Consider the following 17,153-nt stretch of genomic DNA (forward strand, 5'->3'; position numbering starts at 1 on the left):
CATGGGAGAGTGTGGTTGCGAGTGCGAGTGCGGTTGCGAGTGCTCGACAAATGAGGTTCCGGAGGCAAAGAGCGCGCAGCTCACGTGGCATGTTGGTGACGAGACGATCGACTACGTGGCCACTGCTGGCCACTTGGACATCGTCGACCGCGACAAGGTCCTCGAGGGGCGCATGTTCAATGTCTCCTATGTTGCCACGGCCATTGATGGCAGCGAGGTAGACCCCCATAAGCGTCCGGTGACCTTCTGCTACAACGGCGGTCCCGGCTCTGCCTCGGTGCCCATCAACTTTGGAGGCCTTGGCCCGCGTCGCGTGGTGACCCACGGGATGGACTTTGTGGGCGCTGGCTATGAGGTCGTGGACAACCCCGGCACCCTGCTGCGTGAGTCAGACCTTGTCTTTCCGGATGCCCTGGGCACGGGCTGGTCCTTCGTGGCGGATGGCTACGATACCAAGCGCGTCTATGGCCTCGAGGAGGACGCACGAACCTTCTGCCGTGCCATCTGCCAGTGGCTTGACGAGAACGACCGCTGGGGTTCTCCGCTCTACATCTTTGGCGAGTCGTACGGCACCATGCGTAGTGCCGTTCTCATGCGTTACCTGGGTGAGGCGCACGTGCCCCTGGCGGGCGTCGTGATGCTCTCGGCCTACTACGACTGGACGCAGAACCTGCCCGGCAATGACCTCTACTACGTGGGCATGGTCCCCACCTTTGCCTCGACGGCGCAATACTTTGGTCTGGTTGGCCAGGGCGTCGACGAGGACGAGTGGTTCGACAGGGCCTCTGCTTTCGCCGGCGGCGAGTATGCCCGCGGCATCTTCCAGGGCGACGAGATCGATCCTGCCGAGAAGGATGCCCTGGCCGAGCGCCTGTCCACCTTTATCGGACTTTCCAAGGACTACCTGCTTGCCCGCAACAACCGAGTTGAGCTTGAGGACTTTAGGAAGGACCTCCTCGCCGGTCGCGGCCTTGTGTGCGGCCGCCTTGACCAGCGCTTCACCGAGACCTCGCTGCTTCCCAGCCAGCGCGCCTCGTTCTACTTTGCCTGCGAGGATCCCGCTAACCACGCGCTCGAGAGCTGCTGGTATGCGGCGTTCCGCGACTTTCTGCGCAGCGAGCTGGGCTACGAGGGCCCGGCAGAGTACCGGCTCTCGGTGTGGGGCGAGATCGGGATTGGCTGGAACTGGGTCCACGACGAGCCCGGCTTCGACGAGACAACCGTTGCGGCGCCCAACCTTGCCTACGACATCGCCGTTGCCCTGAGACGCAGCCCCACGACCAAGCTCTGCATCCTGGGCGGCCGCTATGACACGGCAACTCCCTGGTGGAACGTGCGGCACACGATGTCGCAGCTCTACCTGCCGGATGCGCTCAAGCGCCAGATTACCTGGCACCGCTATGGGTGCGGACACATGGCCTACACCGACGAGCCCACGCTCCACGCCATGGCCGCTGACCTGCACGAGTTCTATAGCAAGTAGTTTCTCGCGTCGAGCAGTCCGCCGTCGGCGCATTTTGGAGAACCGCTCGTCGAACCTCTCCTACCCATTATCTGCCCTGTTGGGTAGTAAATGGGTAGGAGGGGAGTCGTCATGAGAGAAGATGAACTGCTGAGAGCAATCGATGAGCTGCTCGAAGGATACGACTACCACAGCCATCCTTCGTTCGAGGATCTTCCCGCGGGTGCGAATGACCTTTCGTTTGAAGCTTTGCGCAAGTCATTCTCGGCCGCGAAGCTTGAGCTGGGGCTTCGTCAGATGAGGGCGCTTGGCCTGAAGGACGGCGAGGGCACTTTCACCAACTTGGGTCTTATGCTGTCCGACCAGTGTCCTTTCTCCTTCCAGCTTGCGTCATTTCAGGGCACCGACGTGCGCATCATCAAGGATCGAAAGATTCTTGAAGGCAGTGTTATCTCGCAGCTAGAGCAGATGATTGACTACCTCGAGTTCAGAAACGAGACCAGCGGCATTATCACGCTTCCATATCGGATCGAGACGAGGAGCTACCCTGATGATGCCCTGCGCGAGGCAGTCCTTAATTTGATTTTGCACCGCGACTATGGCTCTCCTGTCATCAACAAGGCAAGCGTCTTTGACGACCGCATTGAGTTCATGACTGCCGGGGGCCTTGCCCGGGGTGTACGGATGGACGAAGTGACAAACGGTACGTCCGTCTGTCGCAACCCCAGGCTGGCCAACGTGATGTTTCGTCTTGGAATGGTTGAGGCATATGGGATGGGATTGCCGCGCGTCTTTGCGGCATATGCGGGAAGGGCGGTGAAGCCCATCGTCGAGGTCTCTGCCCACGTGTTCAAGCTGACGCTACCAAATCTCAACTACGTTCGCGAGCACGGAGTGCCGGCATGGGCGGAGGAGGGGTCTCTCGTCCCCATGGGCGGAGTACCCAGAACCATGGAGCAGGTGCCCGGGCCCCGTGTGATGCGTCCAGGGGACTCAATTCACATGGTGATGAACATCGTGGAATCCAACGGGAGCATCACGCGCGTGGAGGTCGAGCAGGTCCTGGGCGTCTCAAGGTCCAGCGCCGGTAGGCTCCTTGAGGGGTTGGTGCGGGCCGGCAAGCTCAAGAAGGTGGGCTCCGGGCGTTCCAGCGCGTATGCTGCCGTGGACTGACGAGTGAGCCACATTGCAAGGAGGTCTTCCATGCGCATTGACGAGGTAATTGCTGCTGTAAAGGGATACTGCCTGGGGATTTCTCCATGGACGGGTGAACCAATCGACGAGGTGACCACTCGTGACAAGGTTACCTACGGCGTGACGGATAAGGAGTGCACGGGTATCGTTACCTGCATCTGGCCGACCGTCGATATCATTCGTCAGGCAAAGCACTCTGGCGCGAATCTCATCATTTCGCACGAGGCGCTGTTCTGGAACCACGGTGATCACCAGGACGTGATTGGCGGGACCAGGGCGTATGACGAGAAGAAATCGCTGCTTGACGCATGGGGCGGCACAGTCTGGCGCTGTCATGACTATATCCACTCGGGCGTTCCCATCGACGGTGGTGCCATGGTCGACGGTATCTTCTACGGCTTTGCCAAGAAGATGGGGTGGCAAGACTGCCGAGTGGGGGACGTTGTTCGCTGCCGTGACTTTGAGATTCCACTGACTTCCGGAGTGGAACTTGCGCGGCAGATCGTGAGGAATTTGGGTCTCAACGGCACGAGGGTCACAGGGGATTCCTCTGCGCGAGTGCGGAGGGTTCACATCCCGATGCACATACTTGGCGATCCGGCTTATGACACCCATGAGATCAACTTTGCCGACGGCGAAGGCGTGGACGCCTTGGTGACCATGGAGTTCATCGACTTCACTACCTGCGAGTACATTCGGGATGCGGGGATGCTTGGCGAGGGGAAGTGCGCCATCACCGTTGGTCACTTCAACTTGGAGGAGCCCGGGATGGAGCTCATGGCCGAGTGGCTTCCTAAGGCTCTGGGAACGCCTGAGGTACCCGTTAGCTTTGTTCCCATTGGCGATACGTACCAGTATGTAGCGAAGTAGCGTCTTGTAACCCCCCCTCCGCTTTCGCCGGTGCTATTGTCGCATGCGTCTAACACCCCATACCCACTAGGCACCAGGAGGCACCACGACATGTCCATGTCAGCTACGCTCGCCCTTCAGATTGTTGTCATGTTCATGCTCGTGGGCGTTGGCTTCGTGATGTTTCGCGCGGGCAAGATCACCATGGAGGGCAACCGCACCATCGGCAACATCCTCGTGTACCTCTCGCTGCCCTGCGTCATCGTGAAGGGCCTCATGGTTGAACGGACCGCCGAGAACGCGATTGGACTTGCGATTTCTGCCGTTGCAGGGTTGCTGGCGCTTATCGTATCCGCAATTGTCGCGCGGCTCATCCTGAAGAAGGACGCCATTGGAAACTTTGCCGCGACCTTCTCGAACCCCAGCTTCTTTGGCATTCCGCTGGTGATTTCCATCCTGGGTCAGGGGCCGGTGTTCTACATGACCGGTTTCATCGCATTCATGAACCTTGGCCAGTGGACGTACGGGGTGTCTCTGCTTACGGGCGAGAAGGGGCGCGTCTCTGTGCGCGGGCTGGTCACCTCGCCGTTCTTTGTGGCGATGCTCATCGGCCTTGCACTCTTTGTGTTTCAGCCTCCGCTGCCTGGGGTCGTGACGAGCTGCCTGGACTACGTGTCTGCGCTCAACACCCCGCTGGCCATGTTTGCTACCGGCGTCTACCTTGCGCAATCGCGCCTCTCCGACGCGATTCACCGCGTGGGGCTCTATAAGGTTATCCTTGCGCGCCTTGTTGTCTCGCCTGTGGTTTCCATCTTGCTTCTCGGCCTTCTGCCTGCGGAGTTTCTCGACCTCAAGCTTGCTGTTCTCATTGCCCAGGCGTGCCCTGTTGGTCTGAACGTGGCGGTCTACGCGCAGCTCCACGATGCCGACTACGTCTATGCCGTGGAGACGATCGTGGCATCGGTGCTGTTCTCGTTGGTCTCGATTCCGCTGGTGGTGGGCCTGGCGCAGATGGTGTGGTAGCGGTTGCTGCCTGGCGGCGGATTCATCGAGCTGCGGGAACTGCCCTTGTGGCGTCGGATTGACGCCACAGCGGGGGCTACGTACGGAGTTGCTGCGAGAACTCACCCTGTGGCGCCAGAAAGACGCCACAGCGAGGGTTTCCGCGGCTTTCTCTGCTAAAAGCGGCCTTATGGCGCCGCCCGTCCCCCCGCCGGCACCCCCAGCAATCGTGCAGAGCTTACGCCCGTTTTTCTCCGCCCTCCTCGCCAGCCCGCCATCGTGCTACCATGCCCCCTAGGCAATGACGGAGAGGTTTGGTCGTCGCGTCGCCAGCGGACAAGAGATGGGGCTCACCGGCTGAGAGGTCCCTCCAAGGCTGACGCCCAGAGTTCACTCCACCAGCCGCAACCTCAAAGCGGGTCGCACGGCCTGCAAGTAGGGAAGCCGTAGGCCCCACGGCACGGGGCGCAATGAGTGGGCGCGCGCGAGAGAAAACGCGCACGTCAATCAAGGTGGTACCGCGGAGATATCCGTCCTTGGGCAGCGTTGGCCCGGGACGGTTTTTTATTGGCTTTGGAAAGGATTGCACTATGGCGATGTCCGATGACCTCAAGTCCATTGAGGCTCAGGTTGAGGAGGGGCTCAAGGGCGCCGAGACCATGGAGGCCCTGGATGCCCTGCGCGTCTCGATGCTCGGCCGCAAGGGTAGGCTCACGGCCCTCATGCACACGATGGGCCAGGTCCCGCCCGAGGAGCGCCGCGCCATGGGACAGATGGCAAACACCGTGCGCGCCAAGGTTGAGGCTGGCCTCGCCGCCCGCCGCGAGGAGCTGGCAAACGAGCTCCTGGAGCGTCGCATGGCCGCCGATGCCGTGGACGTCACGCTTCCCGGTCGCACGCTCTCGCCGGGCACGCAGCACCTCATCAACCAGATCCGCGAGGAGATCGAGGACATCTTCTGCGGCCTGGGCTACACCGTCGAGGACGGCCCCTACGTCGAGACCACCTACTACAACTTCACCGCGCTCAACGCGCCGGAGGACCACCCCAGCCGCTCTGCGCGTGACACCTTCTACGTGGTTGACAACGCCCCCGAGGGCAAGGAGACCCACGTCCAAGGCGAGTCGGACATCCTTCTGCGCACCCAGACCTCCGGCGTCCAGGTCCACACCATGGAGTCCCACGAGCCTCCCATCTACATGATCTGCCCCGGCACCGTCTTTCGCCCGGACACCGCAGATGCCAACCACCTGCCGCAGTTCACGCAGGTAGAGGGTCTCGTCGTTGATGAGGGCATCACCTTTGGCGACCTCAAGGGTACGCTCGACTACTTCACCCGCGAGATCTTTGGCAAGGACCGCGCCACGCGCTACCGCCCGCACTTCTTCCCGTTCACGGAGCCCAGCTGCGAGGTCGACGTCTCCTGCGGCGTGTGCCACGGCAAGGGCTGCCGCTTCTGCAAGAACACCGGCTGGCTCGAGATCCTGGGCTGCGGCATGGTTGACCCCAACGTCTTCCGCTACTGCGGCATCGACCCCGAGAAGTACACCGGCTTCGCCTTTGGCATTGGTGTCGAGCGCGTGGCTGCGCTCCGCTACGACCTGCCCGACCTGCGCATGCTCATGACCGGCGACATGCGCTTCCTGAACCAGTTCTAGGCAGGGCCAAAGGAGAGACGCCCCCGGCGCAGCTGCGTCCGGGAGGCGAGAAACAAGAAGCAGGGCGGTGGCCTTCTCCGCCCAGAAGGGAATGCAGATACCATGCGCGTTTCGTATGAGTGGCTCAAGGACATGGTGGACGTGCCCGAGGACCCCAAGGATCTGGTCAGCGAGTACATCCGCACCGGCACCGAGGTGGAGGGCGTCGAGCGCGTTGGCGCCGACCTCGACCACGTCTACACGGCCCAGGTGGTGAGCAAGAAGCCGCACCCGGACTCCGACCACATGTGGCTCTGCCAGGTCTCTGTTGGCGACAAGAACGTCGACGAGAACGGCAACCCCGTGCCGCTGCAGATTGTCTGCGGCGCCCAGAACTTCAACGAGGGCGACCACATCGTGACCGCCATGATCGGGGCCGTGCTCCCCGGCGGCGTGAAGATCAAGAAGTCCAAGCTCCGCGGCGTGGAGTCCTGCGGCATGAACTGCTCCGAGCGCGAGCTTGGCCTGGGCAACGACCACGACGGCATCATCATCCTGCCGCCCGACGCGCCCGTGGGCATGCTCTACACGGACTACCTCGGCAGCTCGGACACGGTGATCGACTGCGAGATCACCCCCAACCGCCCGGACTGCCTCTCGATGGTGGGCATGGCGGTCGAGACCTCGGCCGTTCTCGACGAGGACACCCACATCACGCTTCCCGCCATCAAGGAGGAGAAGGGCCCGGACGCCCACGACCTGGTGGACGTGCAGATCGATGACGCGGAGCTCTGCCCGCGCTACACCGCCCGCGTGGTGCGCAACGTGAAGATCGGCCCCAGCCCCGAGTGGCTCGCGCGCCGCGTGATCGCCGCCGGCTCCAGGCCCATCAACAACGTGGTGGACGTCACCAACTATGTGATGTACCTCACCGGCCAGCCGCTGCATGCCTTTGACCTGGGGAAGCTCCAGAAGCGCGAGGACGGCAAGCGCCACGTGGTGGTGCGCGCCGCCCGCGAGGGCGAGCTTCTCACCACCCTTGACGAGAAGGAGCGCACGCTCACGCCCGACATGTGCGTGATCACCGACGGCGGCGAGACCCCCATTGCGCTTGCCGGCGTCATGGGCGGCCTCAACTCCGAGATCGACGGGAGCACGACCGACGTCCTTCTCGAGAGCGCGACCTTCTCGTCCGGCCACGTCTCCCGCACGAGCCGCAACCTGGACCTCATGAGCGAGGCCTCCATCCGCTATGAGCGCCAGGTCGACGGCGCCGGCTGCGCGGACGTCTCCAACATCGCTGCGGCGCTCTTCGAGGAGTGCTGCTCGGCCGAGGTCTGCCCGGGCATCGTGGACGTCTATCCCGCGCCCGTGCCTGCGCCCGTTGTAACCATGCGCCCCGCCCGCGTGCGCGCGCTTGCCGGCGCGGACATTCCGGACGACTTCATGGTCGCGCGCCTCAAGCGCCTTGGCTGCAAGGTCGAGCCCGCCGAGAACGGCGCCTACACGGTGACCGCGCCCACCAACCGACCCGACCTCACCCGCGAGGTCGACCTCATCGAGGAGGTCGTGCGCCTGTGGGGCGAAGGCGACATCGAGCCCACGCTTCCCGCTGCGCGTAACCACGCCGGTGGCCTGACCGTCGACCAGCAGCGCATTCGCAAGATCGGCCGCACGCTGCGCGCCTGTGGCCTCTCCGAGACCACCACGTACTGCTTTGCCGACGCGAGCGACCTCTCCAAGCTTGGCATGAGCGAGGAGGGACGCGGCATCCCCGTCAAGATCATCAACCCGCTCGTCGCCGACCAGGCCGAGATGCGCCGCTCGATCCTGCCCGGGCTTCTCCGCTCCGTGGCCTACAACCTCGACCACGGCGTTGACGCGGTGGCGCTCTACGAGATCGGCCGCGTCTTCTTTGGCCACGAGAGCAAGAGCCAGCCCGACGAGCCCAGCTTTGTGTGCGGCGTGCTCTCCGGTCACCGCGACGACGAGTGGTGCCAGAAGTTCCAGGACTACGACTTCTTCGACGCCAAGGGCGTTGTCGAGCAGCTCCTCGCAGCGCTTCGCGTGACCAAGGTGCGCTTCAAGGTGGCAGACCCCCAGACTTACGGCTGGCTGCAGCCTGGCCGCGCGGCCGAGGTCTATGGCAACAAGGGCGAGCTCATGGGCTGGGTTGGCAACATCCACCCCAAGGCGCTCAAGGCCTTTGGCGTCGATGCCCCCGTGGTTGCCTTCGAGCTCTCGGTCGAGTCGCTCCTGCGCCTGGCGCACCGCGAGCTTCCCTACGTCGACGTGCCAACGCTCCCCGGCGTGGACGTTGACCTGGCCATCGTGGTTGACGAGTCGGTGACCTGCGAGCAGCTCGAGCAGCGCATCAAGAGCGCCGGTGGAAAGCTCCTCGCCGACGTGCGGCTCTTTGACGTCTACCGCGATCCCGTGCGCGTTGGCCTGGGCAAGAAGTCGATGGCCTTCTCGCTCACCTATCGCTCCGCCGACCACACGCTGACCTCCGAGGAGGTGGACCGCGCCCACAAGAAGCTCGTGGACAAGGTCTGCCGCGCCACCGGCGGAGAGGTCCGCGGCTAGCGGGCTGCCCGCGTGCCGCAAGGACGCACGCTCGTGCCGAGCTGGAACATACATACCGCCCACGTCGAGCGGCTCCTTCGCGAGGAGGGGGCCGCTCGGCTGGGTGTGCGCGACGTGAACGCCTTCCTGTTTGGCAACGTGCTGCCCGACATCTACGTGGGCTACATGGTGCCGGTGCCCGTCGCGCGCCTACGCGACTACCGCGAGACGCACTTTGCCGACGGCGGTGCGATTCCCTCGCCTAACTACGATGCATTCTGGGAGCGCTTTGTCGTTGGAACCGGCGCGGGCCCCCTGCACGACCTGCTCCTTGGCACGTGGGCGCACCTTGTGTGCGACTCGGTGTACAACGCGCGCACGCGCGCGTACATCGCGTCCATCGGTGTGAAGGCCGGCGACGTCACCCGTAAGCGCAAGCAGCGCGACTTTGCGCTCTTTGGGAGAACCTTTGATATTTCGCTTCGTCCGCGCGTGACGCCAGGGCTTATAGCCGCCTGCGCCGCGTACCCGCAGTACCCCGTGGTCGAGGAAGATGTGCGCGAGGCCGTCGCGGTTGCAGGGCATATTGTGGACGAGAACCACAACGGCCTCATTTTCGGCGCCCCCGACTACGACCTGCTCACTCCAGAGTTCTTTGCCGGGGCCTCCGCGGAGGCAAACGAGAGGATCGTTGCCGGACTGCGCAGGCTGACCGCATAGCGCGCCTTCTATCTGCGGCGTTACGCTGTGCGTTGCCAATCTTGCCCCCGATGTTACGCATGGTTCACCGTCCCGCAACCCGTGGGCCCCACCATGGGAGGGGAACGGTCGGGTTCCCCCGAACGCCCGGCCGTCTCTCCCGTCCCTCGGTCTTCGAGTGGCCCCTTCCCGGTGGCCGCGGCCCTAGACCGCGGCCATTCGCATGAGACAAAGGGACAGTCCCTTTGTCTCATCCAAATCCGTACGTGCTTGCGCAACGTTTATCGCGTATGGTTGAGTGGCTAGCGAGGCGCTGGTCGGGTGTCGCCCATGCTGTTGCCTCGCACGTGTCGAGAGGAGCAACGATGAGCTGGTACGAGCCATCCTTTGTCTATCAGGTCTATCCACTGGGACTATGCGGTGCACCGCACGAGAACGATGGCGTTGTGGTCCCGCGTCTGCGCAAGCTCGTCGACGACGGTTGGATTGACCACATGGAGCGCCTCGGGGCAACCTGCCTCATGCTCAACCCCGTCTTCCAGAGCCTCACGCACGGTTACGACACCACGGACTACACGACCGTCGACTGCCGTCTTGGCACCAATGACGACCTGCGCTTTGTTGTGGACGCGTGCCACAAGGCAGGCATTCGCGTGCTTCTCGACGGCGTCTTCAACCACGTGGGGCGCGAGTTCTTCGCCTTCCGCGACGTGCGCGAGAACGGCCAACAGAGTCGCTACGCCGGATGGTTCAACATCGACTGGAACGGAAACAGCGAGTTCAACGATGGCTTTGGCTACGAGACCTGGGCGGGCGTCTCGACGCTCGTGAAGCTCAACCATGGCAACTTCGAGCTCAACGACTACCTGGCAGATGTCATTCGCGGCTGGGTGCGTGACTTTGACATTGACGGCCTGCGCCTGGACGTGGCCTACTGCCTTGACCGCGGCTACCTGGGCTATCTGCGTCAGATTGCCGACGGGATCTCGCAAGAGCGCGGGGAGAAGTTCGTGCTGTTGGGGGAGACCATGTTTGGCGACTACAACCAGTGGATGGGCGACGGGCTGTGCGACTCGGTGACCAACTACGAGGCCTACAAGGGTCTCTGGTCGAGCTTCAATAGCGCGAACATGCACGAGGTTGCCTACGCGCTGGAGCGCCAGAGCGGAAGCCAGCCCTGGGACCTCTACACTGGCAAGCACCTGCTGGACTTTGTCGACAACCACGACGTGCCGCGCATTGCGACAAAGCTGGACGACAAGCGCCAGCTCAAGCCGCTCTATGGGCTGCTCTTTGCCATGTGCGGCGTGCCCTGCGTCTACTACGGGAGCGAGTGGGGCATCGAGGGCGAGCAGCGCTTTGGCGACTATGAGCTGCGACCCGCGCTGGACGCACCCGAGTGGAACGACCTCACGGACTGGGTGGCCGCGCTGGCGCATGCGCGCGAGAAGAGCGATGCCATCGTGTGGGGCGACTACCGCGAGCTTCAGTGTCAGCCTCGGCAGCTGGTGTTCCAGCGCAGCCATGGGGACGAGCGGGTCATCGTGGCGATAAACGCTTCGGCTGAGTCTGCCGTGGCGCACTTTGACGCCGGTTGCGGGCGTGCCGTAGACCTCATCACCGGCGAGCCGCATGACTTTGGCGGGGGCTCGGAGCTTGCGCCCTTCTCGGCGTACTGGTGGCTCTGCGAGTGATAGCGGCTGACACTGGGGGTGCGGTTGCCAACGACGCTACTGCCGCCTGCGCTGAGAGTGCGAATGCCTGTGCGAGTTCCTGTGCGGTTGCCGCCGAACGTGAGTTTTTCTCGCCGCCGGTGACTGTAATTGCGCCTCCGGCGAGAAAATGGCGCCGGAACATGGGTTCCCGACGGAATCCCGTACGAGAAGGGCCCTCCGGCGCCGAAATCTCGCCGGAGGGCCCGTTCCCGCAGCAAGCGCTGCCAATAACTCTGCTCCGGCGCCGAAATCTCGCCGGAGGGCCCGTTCCCGCAGCCATCGCGCACAAGGTCACGCTTCCGGCGCCAATCTTCCTTCCGCTGAGAATTCTCAATCGTTTAGAGGTCTCTAAACGATCGAGAATTGCAGGAACCTGCCCCAGGCATCCCGTCCCCAGGCATCCTTACGGCTTTTACCGCGCCCTCTGCCATCATCCACCCTGCGTCCTTCTCGCCAAAAGAAAACCGCCCCGGGCGAGAAGCCCGAGGCGGTCAACGAGAAGCTCAGGGCAGACCCTACTGGACCTGCGCCACCATCGCCATGTTGGTGCTGGTGGTGTAGTCGCCCTGGCGCGGGGAGGTCTGCGGGTCGCCGGCGGTGATAACCACGATGTCGCCCGCGTCCACCACCTTGTTCGCCTTGGCAACGTTGAGGGCGTTGTAGAGCGTGTTGGAAAGCGAGCCCTGCTCCGTGGTCTTGAACCCATAGACGCCCCAGTAGAAGCAGGTGCGACGGATGGCCTCCTCGCTCGGGCTCATGGCGTAGAGCGGGATGCGGGGACGGAAGTTGGACACGATGCGCGCAGTGCGGCCGGAGTGCGTGGGGCACAGGATGCACTTGGCGTTCACGCGGTCGGCCATCTCGACGGCGGCAAAGCCGGTTGCGCCGTTCACGTTGCGCACGCCGCCACGGTCGTGGTAGACCTTGCGCTCCTCGAGGTAGGTCTCGGTCTCCTTGGCGACCTCCGCCATGGTGCGCACGGCTGCCACGGGGTACTTGCCGGCAGCGGTCTCGCCGGAGAGCATGACGCAGTCGGTGCCGTCATAGATGGCGTTGGCGACGTCGGCGACCTCGGCGCGCGTGGGGCGCGGGTTGCGAATCATCGAGTCAAGCATCTGCGTTGCGGTAATGACCGGCTTGTAGGCGTTGTTGCACTTGCGGATGATGGTCTTCTGGATGTGGGGCACCTGCGCGGCAGGAACCTCGACGCCCAGGTCGCCACGGGCGACCATGATGCCGTCGGAGGCCTCGAGAATCTCGTCGAAGTTCTTGACGCCGAGCGCGCTCTCGATCTTGGGGAAGACCTGGACGTGCGGTGCGCCCATCTCGACGCAGATGTCACGAATCTGCTTGACGGCGGCGCCGTCGCGGATGAACGACGCGGCGATGGCGTCGATGCCCAGCTCGCAGCCAAACATGATGTCCGCGCGATCCTGGTCGGTGACAGAGGGCAGGCCAATGTTCACGTTGGGAACGTTGACGCCCTTCTTCTCGCCGATCTCGCCGCCGTTGGTGACCACGCAGTGGATGTCGGCGCCGTCCACGTGGTCGACCTCAAGGCCCACAAGGCCGTCATCGATGAGGATGATGGAGCCCTTCTCGACCTCGTTGGGGAGGTTGAGGTAGTCGAGCGAGATGTGACCTGCGTTGCCGTGGAAGTCCTCGGTGGTGGGCTGGGCGGTCACCACGATGGTGTCACCGGTGTTGACGGTGACCTTCTTGCCGTCCTCGAGAAGCCCGGTGCGAACCTCGGGGCCCTTGGTGTCGAGCATGATGGCGACGGGGATGTTGAGCTCGGCGGAAATGCGACGGACGCGCTCGATCATCTGACGGTGATAGTCGTGGCTACCGTGGGAGAAGTTGAAGCGGGCAACGTTCATGCCGCTCTCGATGAGGGAGCGAAGGACGTCATCGCTCTCGGTTGCGGGGCCCATGGTGCACACGATCTTGGTCTTCTTGCTAAATGCCATTTTTCTCCTTTGCCTACTGTCCTCTTTGGTGCGATGTCTCTATGGCTAGCAGACGACGCTCCTGGGCACGAAGTCCGTGCCGTGAGCGAATGCCTGCGCGTTGTCGAGCGTCACGCGAGCAATCTCGCCAAGGGCCTCCTTGGTGAAGAAAGCCTGGTGAGAAGTCATGACCACGTTGGGGAAGGAGCAGAAGCGCGCGGTGATGGAGCTGCCGAGAATCTCGTCCTCGCGGTCCTGGTAGACGTTAGCGTTCTCCTCCTCGTAAACGTCGAGGCCTGCGGCGCCGATCTTGCCGGCGCGGATGCCGCGGATAAGCGCGTTGGAGTCGACCAGGGCGCCACGGGCGGTGTTCACAAAGATGACGCCATCCTTCATCTTGGAGATGGAATCGTCGTTGATCATGTGGTAGCTCTCCTCGTTGAGGAAGGCGTGCAGCGAGATGAGGTCGGCGCGGGCGTAGAGCGAGTCGTAGTCGACCTTGCCATCCTTGATGTCGACGTACTCGTCAACAACGTGCTCCTCGTCGATGAGCTTCTGGTTGGGGTAGAGGTCGGCACCAATGACGTACATGCCAAAGCCCTTGCAGATGCGGCAGAGGGCGGCACCAATGCGGCCGGTACCAATGATGCCGGCGGTCTTGCCGTGCAGCGTCACGCCAACGAGACCGGTGAGGTCGAAGTTGTTCTCGCGGACGCGGATGTAGCCCTTGTGGATGCGACGGTTGGCGCAGAGGGCGAGGCCCATGGCGTGCTCGGCGATGGCCTCCGGCGAGTATGCGGGGACGCGGGTGACCTTCATGCCGAGGTCCTTGGCGACCTCGACGTTCACGGCGTCGAAGCCGGCGCAGCGCATGAGGACGAGCTTGACGCCAAAGCCGGAGAGAATCTCGAGGGTCATGGCGCCGCAGTCGGCGTTCACGAAGGCGCAGACTGCGTCATACCCGCGGGCGAGCGGGGCGGTCATGGGGGTGAGATTGGTCTCGGTGAAGTCGATCTTGACGTCCGGGTAGTCCTTGAGCTCTTTGGTGAAAGAATCCCTGTCGTAGCTGGCGGTTCCGTAGAACAGAATCTTCATCGTTGCCCTTTCCTCGAGACCCTGTGGAATCAATCTCGCACGCGGTTACGTGCTGTCTTAGCGAGAGTTTACCGCATGGGAAAGACGCTGTGTGGCAGGCGGGGCCAAGTCCTTACGAATGAGATACGAGAGGGGCACCGTTGCGAAATCCCCGCGTCAAAAAAAGATTGGCGTCTGCCTCATCGGGTAGAATGAACCGGTACTAACCATGCGCCCGGCATGGCAGCCTTGGTGAGCCCTTGCCCCTCCTGGGGAATTATTATCGGGCATCAATCTGCTGGGCGCCCATGACCCCAGGAGGAAGCATTGAAGGAGTACCTACAGGATTCTGCGCAAGTCATCAAGGATGTTGCGTCTGACGATACCTATGGCCTTGCTGCAGACGAGGCGGCAGCGCGTCTCGAGAAGAACGGTCTCAACAAGCTCAAGGAAGCCAAGAAGGACCCTCTCTGGAAGCGCTTCTTTGCCCAGATGGCAGACCCGATGATCATCATGCTCATCGTCGCTGCGGTCATCTCCGCCCTCACGAGCATGGCCCAGGGCGAGGCGGACTTCGCCGACGTGATCATCATCTGCTTCGTGGTCGTGGTCAACGCGGTTCTCGGCGTGGTGCAGGAGTCCAAGGCCGAGGAGGCCCTGGCTGCGCTCCAGGAGATGTCCGCCGCGCAAAGCAAGGTCGTGCGTGACGGCAAGGTCGTTACCGTGCCGTCCTCCGAGCTCGTCGTTGGCGACCTGGTGATCCTCGAGGCCGGCGACTCCGTCCCCGCCGACTGCCGCATCATCGAGAGCGCGTCCATGAAGATCGAGGAGGCCGCTCTCACGGGCGAGTCCGTGCCGGTCAACAAGATCGCCACGGTCCTCGACGTGCTCGAGGAGGGCAAGGATGTCCCTCTCGGCGACCGTAAGAACATGTGCTACATGGGCTCCACCGTGGTATACGGCCGTGGCCGCGCCGTGGTTGTTGCCACGGGCATGGACACCGAGATGGGCAAGATTGCCGACGCCCTCACGCGTGCCGAGGACGAGGAGACGCCGCTCCAGAAGAAGCTCGACGAGCTCTCCAAGATTCTCTCCATCATCTGCATCGTGATCTGCGCCCTGGTCTTTGTGGTCACCTGGCTCAAGCACGGCATGGGCTTCTTCGACAACATGACGCTCGTGCTCAACACGTTCATGGTTGCCGTGTCGCTTGCCGTCGCTGCCATCCCCGAGGGCCTGGCTGCCGTTGTGACCATCGTGCTCTCCATTGGCGTCACCAAGATGAGCGAGCACAACGCCATCATCCGCAAGCTCTCCGCCGTCGAGACCCTGGGCTGCACGCAGGTCATCTGCTCGGACAAGACGGGCACCCTCACCCAGAACAAGATGACCGTCGTGCGCCACTTCACCGAGGACCAGGATCGCCTCGTGCGCTGCATGGCGCTCTGCTCTGATGCCAAGTGGGATCCGGCAAAGAACGACGCCGTGGGCGAGCCCACCGAGGCCGCGCTCGTGGCCGATGCCGCCAAGCTGGGCTTCACCTCCGGTGACCTCGACGCCGCCAATCCCCGCGTTGGTGAGGCTCCCTTCGACTCCGGCCGCAAGATGATGTCGGTGGTCAACAAGGCACCCGATGGCAACTACATCCAGCACACCAAGGGCGGCCCTGACGTCATTCTCGCCCGCTGCACCAAGGTCCACACCGCCGACGGCGACGTGCCCCTCACGGACGAGTGGCGCCAGCGCATCATGGAGGCCAACAAGGCCATGGCCGACGACGCGCTGCGCGTGATGGCTGCTGCCCGCGTGAACTACGGCAAGACGGCGCCTGCGGACTTCTCGCCCGAGGCGCTTGAGCACGACATGACCTTCCTGGGCCTCTGCGGCATGATCGACCCGGTCCGTCCCGAGGTCAAGCAGGCCGTGGCCGAGGCTCACTCCGCCGGCATGCGCGTTGTCATGATCACCGGTGACCACATCGATACTGCCGTTGCCATCGCCAAGGAGCTCGGCATCATCGTCGACCGCTCGCAGGCCATCACCGGCGCGGAGCTCGACCGCATGTCTGACGAGGAGTTCGCGAAGAACATCTCCAAGTACGGCGTGTACGCCCGCGTCCAGCCCGAGCACAAGACCCGCATCGTGGACACCTGGAAGAAGCTCGGCAAGGTCGTTGCCATGACTGGAGACGGCGTGAACGACGCCCCGTCCATCAAGCGCGCCGATATTGGCGTGGGCATGGGCATCACTGGCACCGACGTCACCAAGAACGTCGCCGACATGGTCCTTGCCGACGACAACTTCGCGACCATCATCAACGCCTGCGAAGAGGGTCGCCGCATCTACGACAACATCAGGAAGTCGATCGCCTTCCTGCTTTCCTCCAACCTCGCAGAGGTCATCGCCGTCTTTGTGGCGTCGCTTGTCGGTTTCACCATCCTCGAGCCCACGCACCTGCTGTGGCTCAACCTCATCACGGACTGCTTCCCCGCGCTTGCCATGGCCATGGAGGAGGCCGAGCCGGGCATCATGAAGCGCGACCCGCGTAGCGCCGACGACGGCATCTTTGCCAACGGCATGGGCCTTGACTGCCTCATCCAGGGCGCCTTCATCGGCACGCTGACGCTCATCTCGTACTTTATCGGCCTTAACATCGAGGGCGTGCCCCTGGCGTCGGTACTGTCTGGTGCCGACAAGGGCCTCGACGGCATGACCATGGCCTTCCTCACGCTCTCCATGGTCGAGATGTTCCACTCGTTCAACATGCGCAGCCGTCGCCAGTCCATCTTCAAGCTGCCCACCCAGAACAAGTGGCTGTGGTTTGCCTTTGCGGGTTCGCTCGTCCTCACCTTCGTGGTCATCGAGACCCCGCTGGCCCAGGCCTTCGACTTTGCCGAGATCAGCGCCTTCGAGTACGGCATTGCCATGCTGCTCGCGGTGGCCATCATTCCGCTGGTTGAGATCTACAAGGCCATCATGCGTGCGGTCGAGAAGGGCAGGAACTAGT

The 17,153-nt window shown here is 63.1% G+C and carries 11 protein-coding genes; 9 read left to right on the forward strand and 2 right to left on the reverse strand.

Annotated elements, in window-relative coordinates; genetic code table 11:
* The first annotated feature begins 1 nt into the window (after position 1).
* The 8 genes from BMX94_RS03885 to BMX94_RS03920 all read left to right on the forward strand — a co-directional run bounded on the left by BMX94_RS03885 (position 2) and on the right by BMX94_RS03920 (position 11,102).
* Positions 2–1,483, forward strand: coding sequence for a S10 family peptidase (locus tag BMX94_RS03885; RefSeq protein ID WP_091003828.1), 1,482 nt, complete (start codon positions 2–4; stop codon positions 1,481–1,483).
* Positions 1,484–1,594: 111 nt separating this feature from the next.
* Positions 1,595–2,635, forward strand: a complete 1,041-nt coding sequence (locus tag BMX94_RS03890) for an ATP-binding protein (protein ID WP_177171318.1) — start codon at positions 1,595–1,597, stop codon at positions 2,633–2,635.
* A gap of 30 nt (positions 2,636–2,665) precedes the next feature.
* Positions 2,666–3,526, forward strand: a complete 861-nt coding sequence (locus tag BMX94_RS03895; RefSeq protein WP_091003833.1) for a Nif3-like dinuclear metal center hexameric protein — start codon at positions 2,666–2,668, stop codon at positions 3,524–3,526.
* Positions 3,527–3,616: 90 nt separating this feature from the next.
* Positions 3,617–4,528, forward strand: a complete 912-nt coding sequence (locus BMX94_RS03900; RefSeq protein WP_091003835.1) for an AEC family transporter — start codon at positions 3,617–3,619, stop codon at positions 4,526–4,528.
* A gap of 569 nt (positions 4,529–5,097) precedes the next feature.
* Positions 5,098–6,165 carry a phenylalanine--tRNA ligase subunit alpha gene (gene pheS / locus BMX94_RS03905; RefSeq protein WP_091003838.1) on the forward strand — a complete coding sequence of 356 codons (1,068 nt, stop codon included), beginning with the start codon at positions 5,098–5,100 and terminating at the stop codon, positions 6,163–6,165.
* 102 nt (positions 6,166–6,267) lie between these two features.
* Positions 6,268–8,730, forward strand: coding sequence for a phenylalanine--tRNA ligase subunit beta (pheT, locus tag BMX94_RS03910; RefSeq protein ID WP_091003841.1), 2,463 nt, complete (start codon positions 6,268–6,270; stop codon positions 8,728–8,730).
* Between the two features lie 33 nt (positions 8,731–8,763).
* The gene (locus tag BMX94_RS03915; protein ID WP_091003844.1) at positions 8,764–9,429 is read left to right on the forward strand and encodes a hypothetical protein; all 666 of its coding nucleotides are present in this window, start codon (positions 8,764–8,766) and stop codon (positions 9,427–9,429) included.
* A 344-nt stretch (positions 9,430–9,773) separates the two neighbouring features.
* On the forward strand, positions 9,774–11,102 hold the full coding sequence (locus BMX94_RS03920) for an alpha-amylase family glycosyl hydrolase (protein WP_091003847.1): 1,329 nt from the start codon (positions 9,774–9,776) through the stop codon (positions 11,100–11,102).
* A 536-nt stretch (positions 11,103–11,638) separates the two neighbouring features.
* On the opposite strand, the gene pyk is transcribed toward BMX94_RS03920, so the two are convergent.
* Positions 11,639–13,093 (reverse strand): pyruvate kinase, encoded by a 1,455-nt coding sequence (gene pyk / locus BMX94_RS03925; RefSeq protein WP_091003850.1) that lies wholly within the window; start codon positions 13,091–13,093, stop codon positions 11,639–11,641.
* A gap of 45 nt (positions 13,094–13,138) precedes the next feature.
* The gene (locus tag BMX94_RS03930) at positions 13,139–14,167 is read right to left on the reverse strand and encodes a 2-hydroxyacid dehydrogenase (protein WP_091003853.1); all 1,029 of its coding nucleotides are present in this window, start codon (positions 14,165–14,167) and stop codon (positions 13,139–13,141) included.
* A 306-nt stretch (positions 14,168–14,473) separates the two neighbouring features.
* On the opposite strand from BMX94_RS03930, the gene BMX94_RS03935 reads away from it, so the two are divergent.
* Positions 14,474–17,152 (forward strand): cation-translocating P-type ATPase, encoded by a 2,679-nt coding sequence (locus BMX94_RS03935; RefSeq protein WP_091003856.1) that lies wholly within the window; start codon positions 14,474–14,476, stop codon positions 17,150–17,152.
* Position 17,153 lies beyond the last annotated feature (1 nt).

The organism is Olsenella sp. KH3B4, assembly GCA_900111695.1.
Taxonomy (GTDB): Bacteria; Actinomycetota; Coriobacteriia; order Coriobacteriales; family Atopobiaceae; genus Tractidigestivibacter.